The sequence below is a fragment of the Streptomyces flaveolus genome (genome assembly GCF_044765825.1).
In the GTDB taxonomy this organism is placed as follows: Bacteria; Actinomycetota; Actinomycetes; order Streptomycetales; family Streptomycetaceae; genus Streptomyces; species Streptomyces flaveolus.
Window position 1 is genome coordinate 451790 of record NZ_JBIWKU010000006.1, and the last position, 22681, is coordinate 474470.

19 protein-coding genes, 1 tRNA gene and 1 pseudogene are annotated in these 22681 nt (G+C 72.3%); 12 read left to right on the forward strand and 9 right to left on the reverse strand.

The features are described from left to right. Nucleotides 1–10 precede the first annotated feature (10 nt). The 8 genes and pseudogenes from ACIRG6_RS21075 to ACIRG6_RS21110 all read left to right on the forward strand — a co-directional run. The gene (locus tag ACIRG6_RS21075) at nt 11–733 is read left to right on the forward strand and encodes a CIS tube protein (RefSeq protein WP_403324020.1); all 723 of its coding nucleotides are present in this window, start codon (nt 11–13) and stop codon (nt 731–733) included. Then, complete coding sequence (locus ACIRG6_RS21080) at nt 733–2658, forward strand: VgrG-related protein (protein WP_350722220.1); 1926 nt, start codon at nt 733–735, stop codon at nt 2656–2658. Before ACIRG6_RS21075 ends, ACIRG6_RS21080 begins: the two co-directional genes overlap by 1 nt. 76 nt (nt 2659–2734) lie before the next feature. Further along, nucleotides 2735–3187, forward strand: coding sequence for a GPW/gp25 family protein (locus ACIRG6_RS21085; RefSeq protein ID WP_364674230.1), 453 nt, complete (start codon nt 2735–2737; stop codon nt 3185–3187). Then, entirely contained in the window at nt 3187–5145 is a 1959-nt protein-coding gene (locus ACIRG6_RS21090) for a putative baseplate assembly protein (protein WP_364674233.1), read from the forward strand. Before ACIRG6_RS21085 ends, ACIRG6_RS21090 begins: the two co-directional genes overlap by 1 nt. Before the next feature lie 59 nt (nt 5146–5204). Continuing rightward, nucleotides 5205–5714: a phage tail protein gene (locus tag ACIRG6_RS21095; RefSeq protein WP_239766519.1), complete on the forward strand. Its 510-nt coding sequence runs from the start codon at nt 5205–5207 to the stop codon at nt 5712–5714. Nucleotides 5715–6313: 599 nt separating this feature from the next. Next, a complete protein-coding gene (locus ACIRG6_RS21100; protein ID WP_403324098.1) occupies nt 6314–7681 on the forward strand; it encodes an NADase-type glycan-binding domain-containing protein in 1368 nt (455 codons plus the stop codon). A 317-nt stretch (nt 7682–7998) separates the two neighbouring features. After that, nucleotides 7999–8793, forward strand: coding sequence for a LamG domain-containing protein (locus ACIRG6_RS21105; protein ID WP_403324023.1), 795 nt, complete (start codon nt 7999–8001; stop codon nt 8791–8793). A 189-nt stretch (nt 8794–8982) separates the two neighbouring features. Then, a pseudogene (locus ACIRG6_RS21110) lies at nt 8983–9413 on the forward strand (tyrosine-type recombinase/integrase); the annotation flags it as partial. Between the two features lie 81 nt (nt 9414–9494). Here the strand turns inward: ACIRG6_RS21110 and ACIRG6_RS21115 are convergent. Next, nucleotides 9495–9568: transfer RNA gene (locus tag ACIRG6_RS21115), tRNA-Thr, on the reverse strand. Nucleotides 9569–9791: 223 nt separating this feature from the next. Between ACIRG6_RS21115 and msiK the strand changes: the two genes are divergently transcribed. The 3 genes from msiK to ACIRG6_RS21130 all read left to right on the forward strand — a co-directional run bounded on the left by msiK (nt 9792) and on the right by ACIRG6_RS21130 (nt 12426). Further along, nucleotides 9792–10928 (forward strand): diacetylchitobiose ABC transporter ATP-binding protein MsiK, encoded by a 1137-nt coding sequence (gene msiK / locus ACIRG6_RS21120; RefSeq protein ID WP_239765803.1) that lies wholly within the window; start codon nt 9792–9794, stop codon nt 10926–10928. A 250-nt stretch (nt 10929–11178) separates the two neighbouring features. After that, the gene (locus ACIRG6_RS21125) at nt 11179–11634 is read left to right on the forward strand and encodes a hypothetical protein (protein WP_351133601.1); all 456 of its coding nucleotides are present in this window, start codon (nt 11179–11181) and stop codon (nt 11632–11634) included. Between the two features lie 57 nt (nt 11635–11691). Continuing rightward, nucleotides 11692–12426, forward strand: coding sequence for a nucleotidyltransferase family protein (locus tag ACIRG6_RS21130; protein ID WP_239765802.1), 735 nt, complete (start codon nt 11692–11694; stop codon nt 12424–12426). 82 nt (nt 12427–12508) lie between these two features. Here ACIRG6_RS21130 and ACIRG6_RS21135 read toward each other — a convergent pair whose 3' ends face one another. The 6 genes from ACIRG6_RS21135 to ACIRG6_RS21160 all read right to left on the reverse strand — a co-directional run bounded on the left by ACIRG6_RS21135 (nt 12509) and on the right by ACIRG6_RS21160 (nt 19190). Further along, entirely contained in the window at nt 12509–14224 is a 1716-nt protein-coding gene (locus ACIRG6_RS21135; RefSeq protein ID WP_403324025.1) for a DoxX family protein, read from the reverse strand. 132 nt (nt 14225–14356) lie between these two features. Further along, a complete protein-coding gene (rlmB, locus tag ACIRG6_RS21140) occupies nt 14357–15298 on the reverse strand; it encodes a 23S rRNA (guanosine(2251)-2'-O)-methyltransferase RlmB (RefSeq protein WP_350722231.1) in 942 nt (313 codons plus the stop codon). 115 nt (nt 15299–15413) lie between these two features. Next, entirely contained in the window at nt 15414–16814 is a 1401-nt protein-coding gene (cysS, locus tag ACIRG6_RS21145; protein WP_359400524.1) for a cysteine--tRNA ligase, read from the reverse strand. A gap of 312 nt (nt 16815–17126) precedes the next feature. Then, nucleotides 17127–17630: a 2-C-methyl-D-erythritol 2,4-cyclodiphosphate synthase gene (gene ispF / locus ACIRG6_RS21150; RefSeq protein WP_403324027.1), complete on the reverse strand. Its 504-nt coding sequence runs from the start codon at nt 17628–17630 to the stop codon at nt 17127–17129. Continuing rightward, nucleotides 17620–18396, reverse strand: coding sequence for a 2-C-methyl-D-erythritol 4-phosphate cytidylyltransferase (ispD, locus tag ACIRG6_RS21155; RefSeq protein WP_364674243.1), 777 nt, complete (start codon nt 18394–18396; stop codon nt 17620–17622). Before ispD ends, ispF begins: the two co-directional genes overlap by 11 nt. 311 nt (nt 18397–18707) lie before the next feature. Then, entirely contained in the window at nt 18708–19190 is a 483-nt protein-coding gene (locus ACIRG6_RS21160; RefSeq protein ID WP_003953493.1) for a CarD family transcriptional regulator, read from the reverse strand. A gap of 664 nt (nt 19191–19854) precedes the next feature. Here ACIRG6_RS21160 and ACIRG6_RS21165 point away from each other — a divergent pair. Then, nucleotides 19855–20544, forward strand: a complete 690-nt coding sequence (locus tag ACIRG6_RS21165; protein ID WP_364674244.1) for a DUF461 domain-containing protein — start codon at nt 19855–19857, stop codon at nt 20542–20544. 109 nt (nt 20545–20653) lie between these two features. Here ACIRG6_RS21165 and ACIRG6_RS21170 read toward each other — a convergent pair whose 3' ends face one another. Continuing rightward, complete coding sequence (locus ACIRG6_RS21170) at nt 20654–21334, reverse strand: response regulator transcription factor (RefSeq protein WP_004929857.1); 681 nt, start codon at nt 21332–21334, stop codon at nt 20654–20656. Next, on the reverse strand, nt 21331–22656 hold the full coding sequence (locus ACIRG6_RS21175; RefSeq protein ID WP_350722239.1) for a sensor histidine kinase: 1326 nt from the start codon (nt 22654–22656) through the stop codon (nt 21331–21333). Before ACIRG6_RS21175 ends, ACIRG6_RS21170 begins: the two co-directional genes overlap by 4 nt. Between the last annotated feature and the right edge of the window lie 25 nt (nt 22657–22681).

Below are 22681 nucleotides of genomic sequence, written 5' to 3' on the forward strand. Positions count from 1 at the left end.
AGGAGAACCCATGGCCACCAGCAGCAAGGGCGCCGGCAAGAGCCTCGTACGCGCCAACCTCGCCATCCACGAGCCGCCCACCGGTACGACCACCACGCCGGGCGCGCTGATGCGGACGTTCGGCTTCGAGTTCAACCCGGCGCACCTGTCCCTGACGCAGCGCGCCCAGTGGAAGGCGACGCCGACCATGGCCGTACGGGACGGCTCGAAGCCGGAGTTCATGGGTGCCGACCCGCGGGAGATGACCCTGGAGATCTTCCTGGACTCCTCGATGAAGCCCAACGGCAACACCGTGATGAAGAAGGTCGAGTCCCTGCTGCGCTGCTGCGACGTGACCGTCAAGAGCATCGCCGCCAAGCAGCCGTCACCGCCCTGGGTGGTCTTCGAGTGGGGTTCGTTCTCCACGGCGCGATTCACCGCGTACGTCTCCTCCGTCGAGGCGCAGTACACCCTCTTCGGCACCACCGGAGTGCCCATCCGCGCCACCTGCCAGGTGTCGCTGGTGGAGATCCCCGGCCCGACCGAGGGCCAGAACCCGACCTCCGGCGCCCTCACCGCCCGGCGTGTGCACCGGGTCGTCGCGGGGGACTCGCTCCAGTCGCTGGCGTGGAGCGAGTACGGCCGTGCCCAGGCCTGGCGGGCGATCGCCGAGGCCAACGGCATCGACGACCCGTCCCGCCTGGCGCCCGGCACCGAACTCATGCTGCCCGCCGCCGAGGAGGTGCCTCACTGATGGTGCGGCACGCTTTCTCCAGCATCGTCGAGGTCAGGATCGGCGGCGCCAAACTGCCCGCCGACATCGCCCCCATGCTCGTGGAGGGCTGGGTCGATCAGGGCGTCGGCGTACCCGCGGCGTTCCGCCTCACCTTCCGCGACCCCTACCGTCTGGTCCTCGGCAAGCTGAACGTGCAGTTCGGCACCAAGATCGTCATCACCCCGGTGGCCGACGGGCAGGGCGTCGGCAACCCCCTGCTCACCGGCGAGGTCACCGGCCTGGAGGCCGACTACGACGGGACCGGCAGCTTCACCGTCATCCGGGGCTACGACTACGGGCACCGCATGATGCGCCAGCGCCGCGTGGCCGCGTACCGCAACCAGAAGGCCTCCGACATCGCCCGCAAGCTCGCCGCCATGGACGGCGTGTCCATCGGCCGCATCCAGCCGACGAAGGGCATGTACGCGTTCATCAGCCAGTCCAACGTCACGGACTGGGACTTCCTGTCCCGGCTCGCCGACGAGAACAACATGGTCATGTCCCTGGACGCCAAGGGGAAGTTCCGGTTCGTCACGCCGCAGCCGTCGGCCGGTGCGCCCTCGCCGCAGACGGACGGCGACAAGAGCACCTTCGTGCTCCAGGCCGGCCACGACATCCTGCGGCTGCGGGCCGCCGTCACCGCCGCCGACCAGGTGGGCAGGGTCGAGTCGCGCGGCTGGAACGTCACCACCAAGAAGAAGATCACCGAGATCGCGCCCGCCGTCACCGACCCGGGCATCAGCATCGGCTCGACACCCGGCGAGGCCGCCGGGAAGTTCACCTCCGCCAAACTCGTCGAGACCGCCAACCCCTACGACCGGCAGGACGAGGTCCAGCACGCCGCGAAGGCCCTGGCCGCCGACGTCACCTCCTCCTTCGCCGAACTGGAGGTCGCCGTCTACGGCCATCCCGACCTGCGGCCCGGCGTCCCGGTGGCCCTCTCCGACGTCGGCAAGCCCTTCGAGGGCAAGTACACCGTCACCTCGGTGCGCCACGTCTTCGGCGACGGCAAGCACTACGAGTCCTGGATCACGGTCAGCGGACGCCAGTGGCGCTCCCTGTACGGGCTGGCCTCGGGCGGCGGGGGCGGCGGCGGGGACGCCGCGAGCGCCGCCCGGCTGCCCAGCGTCGCCAACGCCGTCGTCACCGACGTCCAGGACCCGCTCAGACAGGGCAGGGTCAAGCTCCAGTTCCCCTGGCTCGACGACACCTACGTCAGCGACTGGGCGCGCAGCGTGCAGCTCGGGGGTGTCGGGGGTGGCGGCGTCTTCCCCATGGACGTCGGCGACGAGGTGCTGGTCGCCTTCGACCGGGGCGCGCTGGACCACCCGTTCGTGATCGGCGGTCTCTACAACGGCCGGGACCTGCCCACCAAGGTCCCCGACGTCCCCCTGCACGACGGGCTGCGGAAGAAGGCCGCCCGGCACACCCTGTCCGACCGCCAGGGCAACCGGGTCGACCTGCTCAGCCAGCAGACCGGCGGCCGCAAGCAGGGCGTGCGGATCGCCAGCGGCAACGACAAGCTGATCATCAACCTCGACCGCACCCGCACCGAGATCACCGTCGACAGCAAGGGCTCGGTCAGCATCACCGGCAGCCGCTCGGTGTCGGTGGAGGCCGGCACCAGCCTCAGGCTGCACGGCCGCCAGTCCGTCCTGATCGACAGCGGCGGGCCGCTCACCCTCAAGGGCAAGGGCCTGGTCAGTCTCACGTCACTGGGCGGAGCGGTCGACGTGAACGCGATGGGCGGCGCCATGAACCTGTCGTCGAGCGGCATGACGTCGATCAACGCCACCGGCATGGTCTCGGTCAACGCCGTGGCGAACGTGAACATCAAGGGCCTCAAGGTCGATCTCTTCGGCGCCGTGTTCGTCAACACCGTGAAATACCCCCTCCCCGCATGACCGGACGCACGACCGGACGACCGCACCGGCACGCCCGGACCGCGGGAACAGGAAGAAGAAGGCAGGTGGCTCCCTGATGGCCGAACAGTTCGTCGGCGCCGGCTGGGCGTTCCCCATGCGCATCGGACCCACCGGCGGCATCGCGCTGGTCAGCGGCGAACGCGAGGTCGAGGAGGCCATCCGCCTCGTCCTCGCCACCGCGCCCGGCGAACGGCCGATGCGCCCCGAGTTCGGCTGCGCCATCCACGACCTCGTCTTCGCCCCGGTCAACGAACAGACCGCCGGCCGCATCCAGCACGAGGTGTACATCAGCCTGGACCGCTGGGAACCGCGCATCGAGGTCCACGAGGTCGACGTCAGCACCGGCACCGACCAGAGCGTCCTCTACATCGACGTCCGCTACTCGATCCGCGGCACCAACAACCCGCGCAGCCTCGTCTTCCCGTTCTACGTCATCCCCTCCCACGACGAGCCGGACCTCACCGACGGCCCCACAGGCCTCCCGGGCTCTCCCGAAAGCGACCACTGATGTCCCTGCCCTCCCCCAACCTCGACGACCGCCGCTTCCAGCAGTTCGTCGACGACGCCAAGCGCTACATCCAGCAGCGCGCCCCGGAGTGGACCGACCACAACGTCTCCGACCCCGGCGTCACCCTCGTCGAGACGGTCGCCCACATGGCGGACCAGATCGTCTACCGGCTCAACCGGGTCCCCGAGAAGAACCACCTCGCCTTCCTCGACCTGGTCGGCATCACCCTCTTCCCGCCCTCCGCCGCGCGCACGGACGTCACCTTCTGGCTGTCCGCGCCCCAGGAGGACGCGATCCTCGTCCCGGCCGGTGCCGAGGTCGCCACCCTGCGGACCGAGCGCGACGACGCCGTCGTCTTCGCCACCGAGGAGGACCTGACCGTCGTACCGTGCGCACTGCGCCACCTCGTGGTGCAGCACCGCGGCGAACCCGTCACGGACCGCACCACGGACCTCGCCGAGGGCAAGGACCTGTCGTGCTTCGCCGAGGCCCCCAACCCCGGTGACTGCATGCTCATCGGCCTCACCGCCGCCACCCCCGACTGCGCCCTCGCCCTCGAACTCGACAGCCGCGTCGACGGCGTCGGCGTCGACCCCCGCCAGCCGCCCCTCGTCTGGGAGGCCTGGACCGAGGACGGCTGGCAGCCCTGCGAGGTCGACCGCGACGGCACCGGCGGCCTCAACCGCCCCGGTGACGTCGTGCTCCACGTCCCCGGCGGCCACGTCCTGTCCCGCAACGGCGGCCAGGAGGCGGGCTGGATACGCTGCCGGGTCACCGACCCGCTGCCCGGCCAGCCGTTCTACACCACCTCGCCCACCATCCGCTCCGCCGAGGCGTTCACCATCGGCGGCACCACCCGCGCCGTCCACGCGGAGACCGTCCACGACGAGGCCCTCGGCGAGTCCACCGGCCTGCCCGGCCAGCGACTGCGGCTCGCCCACGCCCCCGTCGTCGCCGACGACCCGCCCCTCCTCCTGCAGACCGCCGCCGACGCCGGCTGGCAGGACTGGCAGGTCGTCCCGCACTTCGCGGCCTCCCGCCCCGACGACCACCACATCACCCTGGACGCCGCCACCGGCGAGATCGCCTTCGGCCCCGCCGTCCGCGAACCCGACGGCACCCTGCGCCAGTACGGCACCGTCGCCCCCAAGGGCGCCGTCGTCCGCGCGCGCCGCTACCGCACCGGCGGGGGGCGGGCCGGCAACGTGGCGCGCGGCGCCGTACAGGTCCTGCGCACCTCCATCCCGTACGTCTCCGAGGTCGTCAACCGCGAGGCCGCCCGCGGCGGCGTGGACGGCGAGACCGTCGAGGAGGCGAAGCTCCGGGCGCCGATCACGCTGCGCGCCCAGGAACGCGCCGTCACCCTGCGCGACTACGAGGAACTCGCCCGCCGCGCCGCCCCCGAGACCGCCCGCATCACCTGTCTGGAGGGCCAGGAGGGCGACCACGGGGCCTACGCGGTCCGCGTCCTGGTCGTCCCGCAGGCCGTCCCCGACCCGGGCGGGCGGCTGCGCTTCGAGCAACTGGTTCCCGGCGACGCCCTCCTGGCCCGCATCACCCGCCACCTCGACGAACGCCGCCTCATCGGCACCCGCCTCGCCGTCGGCCCGCCCTACTACCAGGGCGTCACCGTCGTCGCCACCGTCCACGCCTTCCGCGGCGTCGACACCGACCGCGTGCGCCGCCAGGCCCACGACGCCCTCTACCGCCACCTCGACCCGCTCACCGGCGGCGCCGACGGCAGGGGCTGGCCCTTCGGCCGTCCCGTGCAGAGCGGCGAGGTCTTCGCCGTGCTGCAACGCGTCCCCGGTGTGGAGCTCGTCGACGAGGTCGTCCTGCACCCCGCCGACCCCCTCACCGGCAAGCGCGGCGACCCGACCGACCGCATCGACCTCCAGCCGCCCTCGCTGGTCTTCTCCTTCGACCACCGCGTCCGCGTGATCGGAGACGGCACGTGACCACCACCGCGTACCGGGGCTCCGTCGACGGGCTCGGCTCGTCCCTCCCCCTGGGCACGATGCTCCCCGCCGTCTTCGCCGACGACGACCTCGCCCAGCGCTTCGTCGGCGGTCTCGACGACGTCCTCGCCCCCATCCTCAACGTCCTCGACTGCCTGGACACCTACTTCGATCCGGCCCTCACCCCGGCCGACTTCGCCCAGTGGCTCGGCACCTGGGTCGGCGCCGAGACCGACGGCACCGAACCGGAACCCCGGCTGCGCGCCGCCGTCGCGGCGGCAGCCCGCCTGCACCGCGTGCGCGGCACCCGGCAGGGCCTGTCCGAGGCGGTGCGGCTCGCGTTCGGCGTCGCCCCGGACATCACCGAGAGCGGCGGTGCGGCGTGGAACGCCCGCCCCCTCGGCCCGTTCCCCGGCGCCGCCCGCCCCCACCTCCACGTCGCCCTGCGGCTGCCGGACCCGTCCCCGGCCGACACCCACCGCCTGGACACCCTCGTCGCGGCAGCCCGCCCCGCCCACATGCCCTACACCGTCGAAGTGACCGCCTCCGAAAGGACCCCGGAGAGATGACCACGCAGAACTGCGCCGAGTGCGGAACGCGCGCGGAACCGGGCCAGTCCTTCTGCGACGCGTGCGGCGCCGTACTCCGCTGGGAACAGGCCGGCACGGCCCGCGCCGCCCGTCCCGCCGCCGGGGACGCCTCCGGCGCCGCGGACACGCCCGCCACGACCGCACCGGCCGACGCCGACCGGTCCACCCCCGGCGCCGACGGCACCGGCGACGGCTGGGCGCCCCCGCCCGCCACCGACACCCCCGCCCCGCGGCACCCGGACACCCGGAACACGGCCCCGGGAGCCGCCACGGGCATCCCGGAGCCCGGCACGCACGCCTCGGGGACCGTCACGGACACCCCTGGGGCCGGCACGCACCCCTCGGGGGTCGCGGACAGCCCGACGACCGTCACGCACGCCGCAGGGGCCGGCACGGGCGCCCCGGGGGCCGGCGGAGGCATCCCGACGCCCGGCACGAGTCACGCGGGAGCCGATACGGGCCACCCGGGGGCCGGCGCCGGCGCCCCGGGGACCGCGCAGGGCTCCGTCACCGGTGCGCCCGCGGGAGCGGCAGGAGAGGCGGCGAGTGCTCCGGCACCCGCGGGCACCGCCGACACCGTGAGCGCCGCGCGAGCCGCCAGGGCGGCGAGGGCGGCCCGAACCGCCAGAATCACGGCAGGCGCCGCGGCATCCACCGCACCGGCCGCGGGCACCACCGCACCGGCCGGAACCACCGGCCCCACCGCACCCCAGCCCTCCGCCCCCGCACCCTCCTGGCAGGCCGGCGCCACGCACTCCCCGGCGCCCGGAGTCCTCGGCACCACAGCACCGGCGACGCCCACCGGACCGAGCGCACCCTCCTGGCAGGCCGGCGCCGCACACTCCCCGGCACCCGAACCGACCGCACCCACGACCGGCCCCGCCCACCCCGCGACACCCGCCCGCGCGGACGGCGACCCGCCCGACCCGTACACCGCCGCCGATGCCTCGGCCCCCCGCACCCGCGACGTGGACGAGACCGCGCCCACCGCCCCGATCCCCTCGGCGCCCGAGCCGGCCCGGCCGAACGGCCTCGGCGACACCATGAACCACCGCGCACGGTCCCTGCTCGTCCCCGTCGCCGACCCGGAAGCCCGCGCTCCCGCCCCGCCGCCCGCCGTCGCCCCGGTCCTGCCCGGCCGCCCCGACGCCGACCGGCCGCAGGTACGCGCCCCGGGCCGGCAGCCCGGCATCGCCGACGGCCCGCCCTGCCCGTGGTGCTCCACGCCCAACCGGCCCGACCGCCACTACTGCGTCCGCTGCGCGATGCCCCTGACCGCCACCGGCGAGAACGCACCGGGGCCGGCCCCCTGGTGGCGCCGCCTCTTCGGCGGCCGGCGCCGTGAGACCCCCTGGGCGGGCGACCGGCCCCGCCTGCGTCGCGTGTTCGACCGCATCGGCACCTGGGTCACCCTCGCCGTCGTCGTCACCCTGGCGGTCCTGGGCTTCGTCTACATCCCCGACGGCATCCAGGCCACCCGCGACCACTTCGCCAAGCGCGCCCCGGTCGCCCCGGACAGGATCACGGCCTCCCGCTCCTTCCCCGGGCACTCACCGCAGCTCGCCTTCGACAAGCGCAGCAACACCTGGTGGGGCCCGGGCGTCTCGCAGTCCGGCCGGGGAGAGTGGATCGAGGTCGGCTTCACCGAGCCGACCCGGCTGCTGGACGTGATCATCACGCCGGGCGTCTCCACCCAGCCCGACCGGCTCGGCGAGTCGGCTCTGCCGCACCGCATCAAGGCGACGATCACCAGGAAGGACGGCAGCACCACGACCCGCGACCTCACCCTGGACCAGGGCGCCGGCGGCCAGCGCCGCCCCTTCAGGGTCGGTGAGGTCACCAAGGTCCGCTTCACCGTCGAGTCGGCCCACGCGGCCTCGGCCGACAAGCAGGTCGCCATCGCGGAGATCGAGTTCTTCGGCCCGTCCAGCGCGAACCGCACCTGACCCGAACTGCGAGCAGCAACGTCGACGCCCCCGCGATCCGAGATCACGGGGGCGTCGCCCCTGACGGGACCGGAGCCCCCTGTCGGATCGCCTGCACCGTGTTGCAGTGCTGAAAGCCGCTGCCGTCCGCTGCTGTACCGCACCACTCAGCGCAGTGCTCTGAGTGATCGTGCTCGGCTGCGTCGACGGCAGGCCGATACGTGAGCCGGGCGACCGAAACTCCTTGCGCCCGAAGGAGCGGGGCTGGAGGATCACTTCAGCATTTTGACCGGATCTTTAAAAGGGGGGTCATGCACGACAGATACCGCGCCACGGCTGTGGCGCTGGGCGCCGTCGCGCTCTCGTTCACACTCGGCGCGTTCCCTGGCACCGCCTACGCAGCCGGCAAGGAACACGGCCCCCGGGCTGGAGAGACGCCGCTGAGTCGGGAGGGCTACTGGCCCTTGGAGGCAGCGCCCGGCGGAGTCGCTCCGAATGTGGAGCCCGGGGGCCTGCCGCTGATGTTGAACGGCGATGCCTGGATCTACCACAACGAGGACATTTTCGGGGATCCCGCCCTGGTTGATCAGGGCGACCTCCGGCTCGACGGTGACGGTGACTGGGCGGCGACGTCCGCGGCACCGGTCGGCGGGGACGGGAGCTTCACTCTCGGCGCCCGCGCTCGCCTGGCCGCGGCCGACAACAGGACGCAGACCGTTCTGTCACTTCCGGGCTCCGACGCCGACCGCATCGCGATCCGGTACCAGGCGGCAAGCGGGAAGTGGGAAGTCGTGGTGTCCACCAAGGACAAGGTGAACGCTCCGCACGTCGTCATCACCGAGGAACAGGATCTGCCCGACGACAATCCCTACGGCGTGGGCGATCACTTGGCCGTCGTCTTCGACGCCCCTGCTCATGAGCTTCGCCTTTATGTGAACGGGCAGCTGGCCAACACCTCCACGGCCGTGGACACGACCTCGTGGACTGCCTCGGGCGGCCTTCAGGTGGGCCGCTCGGCGCACAGCGGTGAGTACTTCAAGGGCACCGTGGACGAGGTGCGTGCCTACTCCGGCGTCGCGAGCCCGACCATGCTCCAGCAGATGGCCGCCCTGACGGGACTTCCCGACCTCTGAGTGCCAGGCGGGCCGGCCACACCCCAGGGTCGTGAAGCCTGCCCGGCACTCCCGAGCCCTGCACGCGGGACACCCGCATGCAGGGCTCGGGCATGCGTGCCACCTCAACTCCGCTCCACTGATCGGCGCCTGCGTCGGTACCTGAAGCATCGTCTCCGAGCAGGGGAAGAGCCGTGGTCGACTGTCGGCATGGGGCTCCGCTGGTCGGACGTGGACCTTGAGCATCGGGTGCTGCGGATCAGCAATCAGGTGCAGCGCGTGGGCGGGGAGCTCTACGAGGACACCACCATGAGCGGCCGGGCGGGGTCGAGCTGTCCCCGTCCGCGTACGTCTTCACCACCCGCACCGGCCGCCCGATCGAGCCGCAGAACATCAACCGGTCGTTCTTCCGCATCGCCGACGCCGCCGGCCTGCATCGCATCCGTCTGCACGACGCCCGGCACGGCTGCGCCACGCTCCTCACCGCTGCCGGTGTCGCGCCCCGCATCGTGAGGGAGATCCTGGGCCACAGCCAGATCAGCATCACGATGGACGTCTGCACGCACGCGACGTCCGACACGCAGCGCGAGCCCATCAGCCACATGGACCGCCTGCTCAGGCGCCGCGTCGACCGTGAGTGACCGCCCGCGTTGATGTCACCCGTGGATGTCGAACGCCCCGGACCGATCATCGGCCGGGGCGTTCTCGCTGTTCAGCGACAGAGCCCCCTGTCGGATTCGAACCGACGACCTTCGCTTTACAAGAGCGGCGCTCTGACCAGCTGAGCTAAGGAGGCAGGCATCGCGCGGCGGCGCGCGCGGAGGCTGCTCCACTGTACACAGAGCCGGTGAACGATGGGATTCGAAAATTTCGGCGAAGTTCACAGGGCCACAGGTACTGACAGATCACATGAACGCCGGGTACCGTCCTGAGCCAGTTCACCCGCGTGGACTACACCAACCACCTTCCTACAACGGATCGTCCGGCACGTTCCTGCCGGTAGAAGGGGGCCCATCACCATGGCCACAGTCCAGTTCGACAAGGCGACCCGCGTATACCCGGGTTCCGACAAGCCCGCCGTCGACGGTCTCGACATCGACATCGCGGACGGCGAGTTCCTCGTCCTGGTCGGCCCGTCCGGCTGCGGCAAGTCCACCTCGCTCCGCATGCTCGCGGGGCTCGAGGACGTCAACGGCGGCGCCATCCGCATCGGCGACCGCGACGTCACCCACCTGCCGCCGAAGGACCGGGACATCGCCATGGTGTTCCAGAACTACGCGCTGTACCCGCACATGACGGTCGCCGACAACATGGGCTTCGCGCTCAAGATCGCCGGCGTCAACAAGGCGGAGATCCGGCAGAAGGTCGAGGAGGCGGCGAAGATCCTCGACCTCACCGAGTACCTGGACCGCAAGCCGAAGGCGCTCTCCGGTGGTCAGCGCCAGCGTGTCGCGATGGGCCGCGCGATCGTGCGTGAGCCGCAGGTGTTCCTCATGGACGAGCCGCTGTCCAACCTGGACGCCAAGCTCCGTGTCTCCACCCGCACCCAGATCGCCTCGCTGCAGCGCCGGCTGGGCATCACCACCGTCTACGTCACCCACGACCAGGTCGAGGCCATGACCATGGGCGACCGCGTGGCGGTGCTCAAGGACGGTCTGCTCCAGCAGGTCGACTCGCCGCGCAACATGTACGACAAGCCCGCGAACCTCTTCGTCGCCGGCTTCATCGGCTCCCCGGCCATGAACCTGGTCGAGGTGCCGATCACCGACGGCGGCGTGAAGTTCGGCAACAGCGTGGTCCCGGTCAGCCGCGACGCCCTGAAGGCCGCGTCCGACCGGGGCGACCGCACGGTCACCGTCGGCGTCCGCCCCGAGCACTTCGACGTGGTGGAGCTGAACGGCGGCGCCGCGGCGTCCCTGACCAAGGACTCCGCCGACGCCCCGGCCGGTCTCGCGGTCTCGGTCAACGTCGTCGAGGAGACCGGCGCCGACGGCTACATCTACGGCACGGTCGAGGTCGGCGGCGAGACGAAGGACCTCGTGGTCCGCGTCAGCAGCCGTGCGGTGCCGGAGAAGGGCGCGACCGTGCACGTCGTGCCGCGGCCGGGCGAGCTCCACGTGTTCTCGTCCTCCTCGGGCGAGCGCCTCTCCGACTGAGAACCCGACCGGTGTGTGCCGGGGGCGGACGTCCCCGGCACGGGTGAATTCCCCCCGCATTGACGAGAAGGGCCCCGCAACCTGCTGCGGGGCCCTTTTCGTTGTCGACAAATACCCCGGCACAACGGACGTTTCGAGCAATGTGCGTCAACCCGTTACCCATTTTCGGGCCCTGCTATGTCACCCGAACCGGTGACTAAATGTCGCCAAATCATCACCGGGCGCTACCCTCACTCGCGTGAAGCACTCCGTGAAGCACTCCGCCACCCAGCAGACGCGAAGCGGCCGGGGCCCCGCCCGCCGGATCGGCCGTTCTCTCGCCTTCGTCCTGCCCGTCGTCCTGGTGCTCTCCGGGACCCTCGCGGTCACCCGGGTCAACTGGTCGGGGGACCCCTCGAACTCGGTGCTCACCGCGTCCGACGCCTCCGCCGCCGGGGCCTCCACGCGCGCCGCGGCCCGCGCTCCGCACGAGGTGCTGCGCGACCGGCTGCTGACCGAGCTTCAGGAGGAGGACCCGGGGGTCGCCCTCACCCACCTCCAGCAGGCCGTCGACGACCGCCCGTCCCTGGCCAAGCACTGTGCGTCCATCGCCCGCGCCCTCGGCCGCGCCGCCGTCAAGGTCTACGGCCCCACGCGCGCCCAGTCCTACGCGCGCCCCGTCTGCGACACCGCCTTCGCCTCGGGCGTGCTGGCCGCGCACCGCTGAACGCCCACGGCCGAACACCCCCACGGGGCCGACGGGACGCCACGTACAGTTCGGGTCATGACCGATCCGAACGCCGCGTCCCGCCGCCCCGTTCAAGCCGTCGTCCTGGCCGGCGGGCAGGGTTCCCGCCTGCGCCCGTACACCGACGACCGGCCCAAGCCGATGGTCGAGATACCGGGCACCGGAACCCCGATCATCGGCCATCAGCTCGCCTGGCTCGCCGAGGAGGGCGTGACCGACGTGGTGGTCTCCTGCGGCCACCTCGCCGAGGTGCTCCAGAAGTGGCTGGAGACCGCCGACCTGCCGCTCTCCGTCACCACCGTGGTGGAGCCCGAGCCCCTCGGCCGCGGCGGCGGCCTCAAGTACGCCGCCGCGCGTCTCCCCCACCCGGACCGGCCCTGGTACGCCACCAACGGCGACATCTGGACGCGTTTCTCGCTGCGCGACATGGCCGACTTCCACACCGAGCGGGACGCCGTCGCCACCCTCGCCCTGGCCCGCCCCCGGCTGCCCTGGGGCGCCGTGCAGACGGACGGCTTCGGGCACATCACGGACTTCATAGAGGCGCCCCCGTCGACCTTCGAGATCAACGCGGGTGTCTACGTCTTCTCGCCCGCCTTCGCCGAGATGCTCCCGGAGCGCGGTGACCACGAGCGGACGACGTTCCCGCGGCTGGCCCGCGAGCACCGGCTGGCCGGTTTCCCGATCCCGCAGGGCTCCTACTGGCGGGCGATCGACACCGCGAAGGACCTGACGGAGGCGGCCCGCGAGCTGGCGGCGCTGAGCCGCTGAGCCCCTACGTCGACGGGTCCCGCACGTCATCCGTGCGGGACCCGTCGTCGTACGTGCCCTGTGCCGGTGCGGCGGCCCCGGCCTAGCCCAGCAGGCCGCCCACCAGACGGCCGCCCGGCTGGCCCGTGGAGGAGGAGCCGCCGTCGCCGTCGCCGCTTCCGGTGGAGCCGGTGGAGCCGTCCCCGCTGCCCCCGGTGGCGGTGCCGCCGGAGGTCGGACCGGCGGTGGTGCTCGGCGCCTCTCCGGCCGGGGAGGTCCGCTGCGGCGGGGCCTGGCCCGTGGTGCCCTGGGTCTGGCTGGGGGCGCCGCCGGGAGTGGTGCCGCCGTCGCCGGGCTCTCCCGGCGTGGTCTCCTCGCCCTCGGAGGGCGTGGCCGCGCCGGAGGTGGCGCCCTCGGTGGATGCGGAGGAGGAGGCCTCCGGTGTCTTCTCCTTCCGCTCGCCGGGCTCCTGGGGGAGCGGGGAGCCGGGGAGTTCGTTGCGCGGGCCCTCGCCGGGTCCGGGCACGACCACGCGGTCGGCGTCGCGTACGGCACCGCCGAGCAGCGAGCCGACGAGGAGGGTGATGCCGCCGACGAGGAAGGTGAGGAGGGCGCCGCGGCGCAGCACGTAGCGGCGCAGGTCCCAGATGTCGGCGCGGGGGCCGAGGCGGCGCCAGGCACCGCCGGCGAGACGGCCGTCCACGGAGTAGACGGGCGCGCCGGCGATGATCAGCGGGGACCAGGCGGCGAGGTAGATGATGTCGGGCGCGTCGTAGACCGGGGTGCTCTTCCAGCTGACGGTGACCAGGAGCGCGGCGGACAGGATCGCGCCGATGACGGCGGCGACGCGCTGCCAGCAGCCCAGGACGGTCAGGACGCCCACGATGACCTGCAGGAAGGCGATGACCAGGCCGGAGCCGACGGGGTGCGCGAGGGCGAACTGGCGCAGCGGTTCGGCGACGTCCCAGGGGTGCAGGGTGTTGAGCCACTTGACCATGGACCCGCGCTCGCCGCCGTCGAAGTAGACGGGGTCGCAGAGCTTGCCCATGCCGGCGTAGACGGAGATGAAGCCGAGGAAGACGCGCAGGGGCAGCAGCACGACGCCGAGGTTGATGCGGCGGCCGGGGTAGTAGGCGTGCCGCGCCGGGTCGTCGGCGTGGCGCCTGGTACGCGGCTCCGTGTCCGTGCCGTCGCCGTAGTCGTGACCGGCGGGGGACGGGCCGAAGTCGTCGTCGCCGTAGGCCGGTTCGTCGTAGGCGCTGCCGACGGTGCGCATGGCGGGCAGCAGCCGGGTGCCGTCGCGGACGGGGCCGCGCTGGGCGCCGACGAGGGGGGTCTGGAGGGGCTGGGTGTCGGGGCCGTCGTCGAAGTCGTCGTACGGGTCGTAACCGGGGCGCCCGCCCTCGCCGGCGCGCGGGATGACCTGGGTGGCGCCGGCGTCGGCGGAGGTGTCGGCGACCGGGTCCTCGGTGTGACGGCCCGCTCCGGCCCGCACTGCCTGGAGCAGTCGGTGGGCGCCGGTGTCGTCCGGGTCGGACCGGCCGCTCCAGACGACGGGGCGGCGCCGGGCGGGCGTGGGGACCCCGGTTCCGGCGACGGGCATGCGGGCGGTGTCCTGGGTGGCGCTCAAGTGCCGCGCGATCCGCGGGGACCGGGTCCGTCGCGCGGAGGCACCGAGCTGCACGCGGAAGCTCGCGTGATTGACGATGACCTGGGCCGGATCGCTCGGCACCTTCACCATGCTCAGCGCGGGAGCTTCGTCGTAGCCCGACGAGCGGTCCCCCGTGGGAGTGCGGGGTGTTCTGGTGTCCACGCTCATCTAACCGAGTGATGTGTCGTTAGGACACTGCCTCGGCCCGCCGGATCTGTCCGGACCGCGTCAAGCTTGTCCGGACCGCCCGGAACACCCCGTTCGGGGGACCGCATCGAACACGCGATCCCCCGACCGTCGTCAGGCGCGTCGGCGCGCCGCCTCGTAGAGCACGATCCCCGCCGCCACACCGGCGTTGAGCGACTCGGCGCCACCGGGCATCGGGATCCGCACCCGGTAGTCGCAGGTCTCGCCGACCAGGCGCGACAGGCCCTTGCCCTCGCTGCCGACGACGATGACCACGGGTCCGCCCAGGGCGTCCAGGTCGCCGAGCTCGACCTCGCCGTCGGCGGCGAGGCCGACGACCGTGATCCCGGCCTTCTGGTACGACTCCAGCGCCCGGGTGAGGTTGGTGGCGCGGGCCACCGGCGTACGGGCGGCCGTACCCGCGGACGTCTTCCAGGCGCCCGCCGTCATGCCGGCCGCGCGCCGCTCGGGCACGACGACGCCGTGGCCGCCGAAGGCGGAGACGGAGCGGACGACCGCACCGAGGTTGCGCGGGTCGGTCACGCCGTCGAGAGCGACGATCAGCGGGTCCGCGCCCTCGTCGTGGGCGGCGGCGACCAGGTCCTCGGGGTGGGCGTACTCGTACGGCGGGACCTGGAGGACGAGGCCCTGGTGGTTGAGCCCGTTGGTCATCCGGTCCAGTTCGGGCCGCGGCGCCTCCATGAGGTTGATGCCGCCGCGCTCGGCCGCGAGCTGGAGCGCCTCGCGCACCCGCTCGTCGTTGTCGATGAACTGCTGGACGTAGAGCGTCGTGGCGGGCACGCCCTCGCGCAGCGCCTCGTAGACGGGGTTGCGGCCGACGACGAGTTCGGACGTCGACCGGCCGCCCCCGCGTCGCTGCTGGGGGCGCCCCGTGGCACGGCGGGCCTTCGCGTTCGCGGCGCGCTGCTTGGCGTGCCCCTTGCGCATCTCGGCGGGAGGCGTCGGCCCCTTGCCTTCCAGGCCCCGGCGTCGCTTGCCGCCGCTGCCGACCTGCGCGCCCTTCTTGCCGGACATGCGGCGGTTGTTCGCGGCCATGAGTTACCTGTCTCGCTCTCTGCGTCTTCACGGGAGTGTGGGTGGTGCTTGCGTCTTATGCAGTGTGCCGCCCGGGAGGCCGGGCGGCACAGTCGATCTTCCGGGACCGAGGAGCTCAGCGGGAGCCGAGGCTCCAGCGGGGCCCCTGCGGGCCGTCCTCGATGGCGAGCCCCGACTCCTTCAGCCGGTCGCGGATGGCGTCCGCGGTGGACCAGTCCTTCCGTCCCCGGGCGGCCTCCCGCTGGTCGAGGACGAGGCGTACGAGGCTGTCGACGACGTCGTGCAGGTCCTCGCCCTTCTCGCCCTCGCCGGCCCAGTGCGGCGCCTGCGGGTCGAGACCCAGCACACCGAGCATCGCACGGACCTCGGCGAGGCGGGCGACGGCGGCCTCCTTGTCGTCGGCGGCCAGCGCGCTGTTGCCCTGCCGGACGGTGGTGTGCACGACGGCGAGCGCCTGCGGGACGCCCAGATCGTCGTCCATCGCCTCGGCGAAGGCGGGCGGCACCTCGGCGGCCGGCTCGACGGTCCCGCCGGCCAGCTCGGTGACGCGCTGCACGAAGCCCTCGATCCGCGCGTACGCCGACTCGGCCTCGCGCAGGGACTCCTCGCTGTACTCGATGGTCGAGCGGTAGTGCGGCGTGCCCAGGTAGTACCGGAGCACGACCGGGCGCCACTGCTTGACCATCTCGCTCACGAGCACGCTGTTGCCGAGCGACTTCGACATCTTCTCGCCGCTCATAGTGACCCAGGCGTTGTGCACCCAGTACCGGGCGAAGGCGTCGCCGAAGCCCTTGGCCTGGGCGATCTCGTTCTCGTGGTGCGGGAAGATCAGGTCGATCCCGCCGCCGTGGATGTCGAACTCGGTGCCCAGGTACTTGTGCGCCATGGCGGAGCACTCCAGGTGCCAGCCCGGCCGCCCGCGTCCCCAGGGCGTCTCCCAGCTCGGCTCCCCGGGCTTGGCCGCCTTCCACATGGCGAAGTCCCGCGGGTCCCGCTTGCCGGTCTCGCCCTCACCCGCGGGCTGGCGCAGTTCGTCGATGTCCTGGTTGGACAGCGACAGGTACCCGGGCAGGGACCGTACGTCGAAGTAGACGTTGCCCTCGGCCTCGTAGGCGTGCCCGCGCTCGATGAGGCCGCGCATCATCTCGACCATCTCGGTGATGTGGCCGGTGGCACGGGGCTCGTAGGTGGGCGGCAGGCAACCGAGGGCGGTGTAGGCGTCGTTGAACGCCCGCTCGTTCTCGTACCCGATGGACCACCAGGGGCGGTTCTGCTCCGCCGCCTTCCTGATGATCTTGTCGTCGATGTCCGTGACATTGCGGATGAACGTGACGTCGTAGCCGCGGTACGCGAACCAGCGGCGCATGATGTCGAAGTTCAGGCCGGAGCGGATGTGCCCGATGTGCGGGGCGGCCTGCACGGTGGCACCGCACAGGTAGATCGAGACACACCCGGGCGTGAGGGGGGCGAAGTCACGGATCTGCCGGGCGCTGGTGTCGTACAGGCGAATAGTCACGAGTCCAGGGTAGTGGCCCCCGGGCAGTGCCACGGGCGCACGGCCCGCTTGTTCACCACACCGAATCCTTGAGGACGACGCCCACCCCTCAACCGGCCGAACACGAGGGCGCCGGTCACGGCCTGTCCGGCCGAGCGGCGACCGGGCCCGGAGGCGACGGCCACCGCTTGGCCGACCGAGTCGGGTGGTGGGTGGGCGCAGGCCGGAGTCCAGGGGCGGAGCCCCTGGCGGGGTGCGGGGCGGAGCCCCGCCGCTGCCGGGCACGGGCCGAGCCCCCAGCCCCCACGGCCACAGGGGCACGGGCCGCACCCGTCACCCCACCCGCACCACCAGCGCCGTCGCGATCGCCATCAGCCCTTCCCCCCGCCCGGGAAAGCCGAGCCCGTCCGTCGTGGCCCCCGACACCGACACCGGCGCCGCCACCGCCTCGGACAGCACCTTCTCCGCCTCCGCCCGCCGCTTGCCGATCTTCGGTCGCGGCCCCACCACCTGCACCGCGACGTTCCCGATCCGGAATCCCGCCGCCCGCACGATCCGCGCGGCCTCCGTCAGCAGGGTCACCCCCGACGCCCCGGACCACTCCGGCCGCCCGGTGCCGAAGTGCTGCCCCAGGTCACCGAGCCCGGCCGCGGAGAACAGCGCGTTGCACGCCGCGTGCGCGACGACGTCCGCGTCGGAGTGCCCGGCCAGCCCGGCCCCCTCGTCCTCCCACTTCAGCCCCGCGCACCACAGCTCGCGCCCGTCCTCGAAGGCGTGGATGTCGGTACCGATCCCGACCTGCGGCAGCACCAGGGGAACGTCCGCCTCAGAACCCATCGTTCAGCCTCCGGCGCGCCAGGACCGCCTCCGCGAGCACGAGGTCCAGAGGCCGCGTCACCTTGAACGCCTCCTCGTGCCCCGGCACGACCATCACCGTCTGTCCCAGCTGCTCGACCATGCTCGCGTCGTCGGTGACGTCACCGGTCACCGTCTCGTGGGCCCGCACCAGCGTGGCCCGGTCGAAGCCCTGCGGCGTCTGCACCGCCCGCAGCCGTGCCCGCTCCGGCGTCGCCACCACGGGTTCCGGCTCGCCCGGCACCGCGGCGGGCTCGACCTGCTTGACGGTGTCGGCGAGCGGCAGCGCCGGCACCACGGCGGACGCGCCGTCCCGGACGGCCTCGATCACGCCGTCCACCGTGTCCACCGGCACCAGCGGCCGGGCCGCGTCGTGCACGAGGACGATGTCGTACTCCGGCGGCAGCGCGTCCAGGCCGAGCCGTACGGACTCCTGCCGCGACTCGCCGCCGGGGACGACGAGGAAGTCGGTCCGCTCGGGCAGGGCGTGCGCGTCGAGGAGGCTCTTGACCTCGGCGGCGCCGTCGGGCGGGGCCACGACGACGACCAGGGAGACCGCGCGGGACGCGGCCATCGCGCGCACCGCGTGGATGAGCATGGGCGTGCCGCCCAGCGCGCGGAGGGCCTTCGGGGCGCCCGGGCCGAGGCGTACGCCGCGGCCGGCGGCCGGGATCACGGCCGCGGTCCGGGCGTTCGTACGGGCCCCGGCGGGCGGCTGCGCGGGCGAGGGGCGCGATTCGTCAGACATCGGTTCCTGTCAGGTTTGTGTGCTCGACCTAGTTGGGTATGGCCTCACCGTGCCGGGCGCGACGCCTTGACCGGACCCTTCCGTGACCCTGGTCGAGCCTGCTGCCCGGGCCCGGCACGCCAGGACCGGGGGGAAGCCTCCCGGGATGAGCGTACGAAGGCGTACGGCGTCAGGGTATGAAGATGCCGCAGCGCCCGGCGACAGCAAAGATGTCATCGGGCACCGCGGCATTTCCGTGCGCTGAACCGAGTGGGCCTGATGCGAGCGGCCGGTGGGCCATGTCTCGCGTCAGGTTCCGCGAGGGTTTCGCCTCAGGAGGCGAGCACCTCGTCGAGCAGGGCCTCCGCCTTGTCCTCGTTGGTGTTCTCCGCGAGAGCGAGCTCGCTCACCAGGATCTGGCGGGCCTTGGCGAGCATGCGCTTCTCACCTGCGGAGAGTCCGCGCTCGCGCTCACGCCGCCACAGGTCGCGTACGACTTCCGCGACCTTGATGACGTCGCCGGAGGCGAGCTTCTCCAGGTTTGCCTTGTAACGACGCGACCAGTTCGTGGGCTCCTCGGCGTACGGCGCGCGCAGCACCTCGAAGACCCGGTCCAGCCCGTCCTGACCGACCACATCACGCACGCCGACGAACTCCGCATTGTCCGCTGGCACACGTACCGTCAGGTCACCCTGGGCGACCTTCAGCACCAAGTAGGTCTTGTCCACGCCTTTGATCTGGCGAGTTTCGATAGCCTCGATCAGCGCGGCCCCGTGATGGGGATAGACCACGGTGTCGCCAACCTTGAACGTCATGTGACAGGTACCCCTTCCGTGGCTATCCAGGGTAACACGGATACGGCGTCTTCTGAATGGCGTTTTCGCAGGTCAGGGCATATCTCGGGGCTTGACAACAGCAACACGAACGTGCTGCGCCGGGTGAGCGGAAGAAGGTATTCGCAGGTCGGAGCGGCTCTTACGGCCGGGCGAAACGTGCACGCCACACACGCCGGGAGGGCCCCTCGAACGCCCGAAGGTCCCCATATGTCCGGTTCCATGCGTGCGACTTCCGCTACTCCGTTCGGTGTCCGGCGCGGGCTTCCGGACGAATCCGGAATTGATCACGGGCGCGTCCGGCCGGCCCCGCCGGTGATCAATTCCGGGTCCGTCCGCGCATTCCTTCACGCAAAATTCGTGCGCCGGCGGGGCGCCGGTATGACGGCGCTTCTTATCCGAATGGCGGATGAGTGCGTGTTGACTCTGCGTACCAATGTGGCCCCTGATGCCAGTGCGCTGGACGCCCTCCTGGTGCGACCGGCCGGCCCGGAACTGCCGCCTGCCGGGCGAAGCCGAGCCCCTCCGGGGAGGGTCGGGTGCGGCGGCCCGGGAACGGCTCGGTAACCTAAGGCCGCTGACAGTCACTTAGGGCGGCTTTATCCGTTGCCGCCGCCTCGCTCGAGTCCAAGGAGTTGCCGCCGCCGTGAGCAGCAGCCTTCGACGCGGTGCCCTCGCCGCCGCCGCCATCGCGTTCTCGATCGCCTCGCTCGCCGCGTGCGGTGCCGGTCACAACGCCCAGACCCTGGAGATCAAGCCGGACAACGCGGCCACCTCGGTCGGTGACCTCAAGATCCAGAACGCGCTGGTCATCACGCAGCCCGACCTGGAGTCGACCGGCCCGGCCGTGGTCTCCGCCACCCTGTTCAACAGCGGTTCGACGGACCAGACGCTGGACTCCATCACCGTGGCCGGCAAGTCCGCCGAGCTCAAGCCCGCCAAGGGCGGCAAGAACCTGACCGTCCCGGCCGGCGGTTCCCTGATCCTGGGCGGCAAGGACAACGCCTCCGCGGTGCTGCCCAGCAGCCGCGAGGCCATCCAGGACGGCAACGCGCAGAAGGTCACCTTCGCCTTCAGCGAGACCGGTGACGTGAGCCTGCGCGCCTTCGTCGTCCCGGCCGAGAGCTACTTCTCCTCGTGGGGCCCGAGCGACGTCCCGGCGGCGCCGGGCGCGTCGGCGCAGCCGTCCGCGGAGACCTCCGGGGAGCCGGCCGCCGGCGAGACCTCGGGCGCCCCGGCCGACGGCGCGTCGGCCGGCGCGACCGACGGTGCCTCGGCGGACGCCACCGGTACGGCGACCGGCTCCGAGGCGCAGGAGGAGACGGCCGGCCACTGAGCCCCGTACGGCGCAGCACGCGGTACGCCGAAGGGCGGGACCCCTGAGAGGGAGTCCCGCCCTTCGGCGTACCGTCCTGCTGTCCGGAAGGGGGCCGAGGCCGGTCCGGCTACGGCTCGAACTTGTAGCCGAGCCCGCGCACCGTCACCAGGTACCGCGGCGCGCCCGGGTCGGGCTCGATCTTGGCGCGCAGCCGCTTGACGTGGACGTCGAGGGTCTTGGTGTCACCGACGTAGTCGGCGCCCCACACCCGGTCGATCAGCTGCATGCGGGTCAGCACCCGGCCGGCGTTGCGCAGCAGCATCTCCAGCAGGTCGAACTCCTTCAGCGGCAGGTCGACCTTGGTGCCGCCGACGGTCACCACGTGCCGGTCGACGTCCATGCGGACCGGCCCGGCCTCCAGCGCGGCGGGGGTGACCTCCTCGGGCTCGCCGCGACGGCGCAGGACGGCGCGGATGCGGGCGACCAGCTCGCGCGAGGAGAAGGGCTTGGTGACGTAGTCGTCGGCCCCTATCTCCAGCCCGACGACCTTGTCGATCTCGCTGTCCTTGGCGGTCACCATGATCACGGGAACGTTCGAGCGGCCGCGCAGCTGACGGCACACCTCGGTGCCCGGCAGGCCGGGCAGCATCAGGTCGAGGAGGACGAGGTCGGCGCCGTTGCGCTCGAACTCGTCGAGTCCGTCGGGCCCGGTGGTCGCGACGGCGACCTCGAAGCCCTCCTTGCGGAGCATGTAGGACAGGGCGTCGGAGAAGGACTCCTCGTCCTCGACGACGAGCACACGGGTCACGGAAGGACCTCCGGGGCGGGAAGCGTTTCGTACGGGGATGTAGGGGGGGTGCTGGGGGCGGACCGTCCGTCGCCGGCGATCTCGCCGTGCTCCACGTGTCCCAGGTCCATCTGTTCCACCTGGTCCATGTGGTCGGCGTCGTGGGCGGTCCGCCGTGCTGCGCGGTCGCGGGCGGTGCCCGACTCCGGCAGTCGCAGGGTGAACGTGGAGCCCTGGCCTTCGGCGCTCCACACCGTGACCTCCCCGCCGTGCGAGGCGACCACGTGCTTGACGATCGCGAGACCCAGGCCGGTGCCTCCGGTGGCCCGGGAGCGGGCCGGGTCGACGCGGTAGAAGCGCTCGAAGACGCGCTCCTTGTCCTTCTCGGAGATGCCGATGCCCTGGTCGGTCACGGCGATCTCGATCAGGTCGCCGCCGGGAGCGCTGACGCGCCGGGCCGCTATACCGACGCGGGTGCGGGCGGGCGAGTAGTTGACGGCGTTCTCGACGAGGTTGCCGAGAGCGGCGGCGAGCTGGCCGCGGTTGCCGCGGACGTGCAGGTCCGCGGTGCCTCCGGCGGCCATCGTGATCTGTTTCGTGCCGGCCGCCTGCCGGCAGCGGTCGATGGCCTCGGCGACCAGTTCGTCCACCCGGACGGGCTCGGCGTCGTCCAGCGGATCGTCGTTCTGGACCCGGGACAGGTCGATGAGCTCCTGCACGAGGTTGGTCAGCCGGGTCGCCTCGATCTGCATGCGCCCGGCGAACCGCTCCACGGCCTCCGGGTCGTCGGAGGCGTCCATGACGGCCTCGGAGAGCAGGGAGAGCGCGCCGACCGGCGTCTTCAGCTCATGGCTCACGTTGGCGACGAAGTCGCGCCGCACGGCCTCGATACGGCGGGCCTCGGTCAGGTCCTCCACCAGCAGCAGCACCAGCCGCGACCCGAGGGGCGCCACACGCGCGGACACGGCGAGTGGCTCGCCGCGCCCGGTGCCCCGCCTCGGCAGATCCAGCTCGACCTGCCGTATCTCCCCGTCCCGCCGGGTGTCCCGGGCCATCTGCAGCATCGGGTCGACGGCGAGCTTGCCGCCCCGGACCAGGCCGAGGGCGTACGCCGCCGAGCTGGCCTTGACGACTCCGTCGGCCTCGTCGAGGACGACGGCGGAGGACCGCAGCACCGACAGGACGGTGTCCACGCCGGGCGGGAGCACCGGGTCGGTGTGCAGGGAGGTGCGGGTGGGGCGCTTCTGGTCGCGCTCGCTCCAGCGGAACGCGAGCATGGCGATGACGCCGGTGAGCACTCCGGCGATCGCTGCCGCTGCGGCGACCGCCGCGTTCACGTCCATGAGTCCAGGTTAGGCATGGCGAACG

Excerpts from the sequence above, each read along its gene's own strand:
- ACIRG6_RS21175 (WP_350722239.1), bottom strand. The coding sequence starts at position 22,656 with ATGGACGTGAACGCGGCGGTCGCCGCAGCGGCAGCGATCGCCGGAGTG.
- ACIRG6_RS21090 (WP_364674233.1), top strand. The coding sequence starts at position 3,187 with ATGTCCCTGCCCTCCCCCAACCTCGACGACCGCCGCTTCCAGCAGTTC.
- ispF (WP_403324027.1), bottom strand. The coding sequence starts at position 17,630 with ATGGGTTCTGAGGCGGACGTTCCCCTGGTGCTGCCGCAGGTCGGGATC.
- ACIRG6_RS21085 (WP_364674230.1), top strand. The coding sequence starts at position 2,735 with ATGGCCGAACAGTTCGTCGGCGCCGGCTGGGCGTTCCCCATGCGCATC.
- ACIRG6_RS21160 (WP_003953493.1), bottom strand. The coding sequence starts at position 19,190 with ATGACGTTCAAGGTTGGCGACACCGTGGTCTATCCCCATCACGGGGCC.
- ACIRG6_RS21080 (WP_350722220.1), top strand. The coding sequence starts at position 733 with ATGGTGCGGCACGCTTTCTCCAGCATCGTCGAGGTCAGGATCGGCGGC.
- ACIRG6_RS21135 (WP_403324025.1), bottom strand. The coding sequence starts at position 14,224 with ATGAGCGTGGACACCAGAACACCCCGCACTCCCACGGGGGACCGCTCG.
- ACIRG6_RS21095 (WP_239766519.1), top strand. The coding sequence starts at position 5,205 with ATGCTCCCCGCCGTCTTCGCCGACGACGACCTCGCCCAGCGCTTCGTC.
- rlmB (WP_350722231.1), bottom strand. The coding sequence starts at position 15,298 with ATGGCCGCGAACAACCGCCGCATGTCCGGCAAGAAGGGCGCGCAGGTC.
- msiK (WP_239765803.1), top strand. The coding sequence starts at position 9,792 with ATGGCCACAGTCCAGTTCGACAAGGCGACCCGCGTATACCCGGGTTCC.
- ispD (WP_364674243.1), bottom strand. The coding sequence starts at position 18,396 with ATGTCTGACGAATCGCGCCCCTCGCCCGCGCAGCCGCCCGCCGGGGCC.
- ACIRG6_RS21130 (WP_239765802.1), top strand. The coding sequence starts at position 11,692 with ATGACCGATCCGAACGCCGCGTCCCGCCGCCCCGTTCAAGCCGTCGTC.
- ACIRG6_RS21075 (WP_403324020.1), top strand. The coding sequence starts at position 11 with ATGGCCACCAGCAGCAAGGGCGCCGGCAAGAGCCTCGTACGCGCCAAC.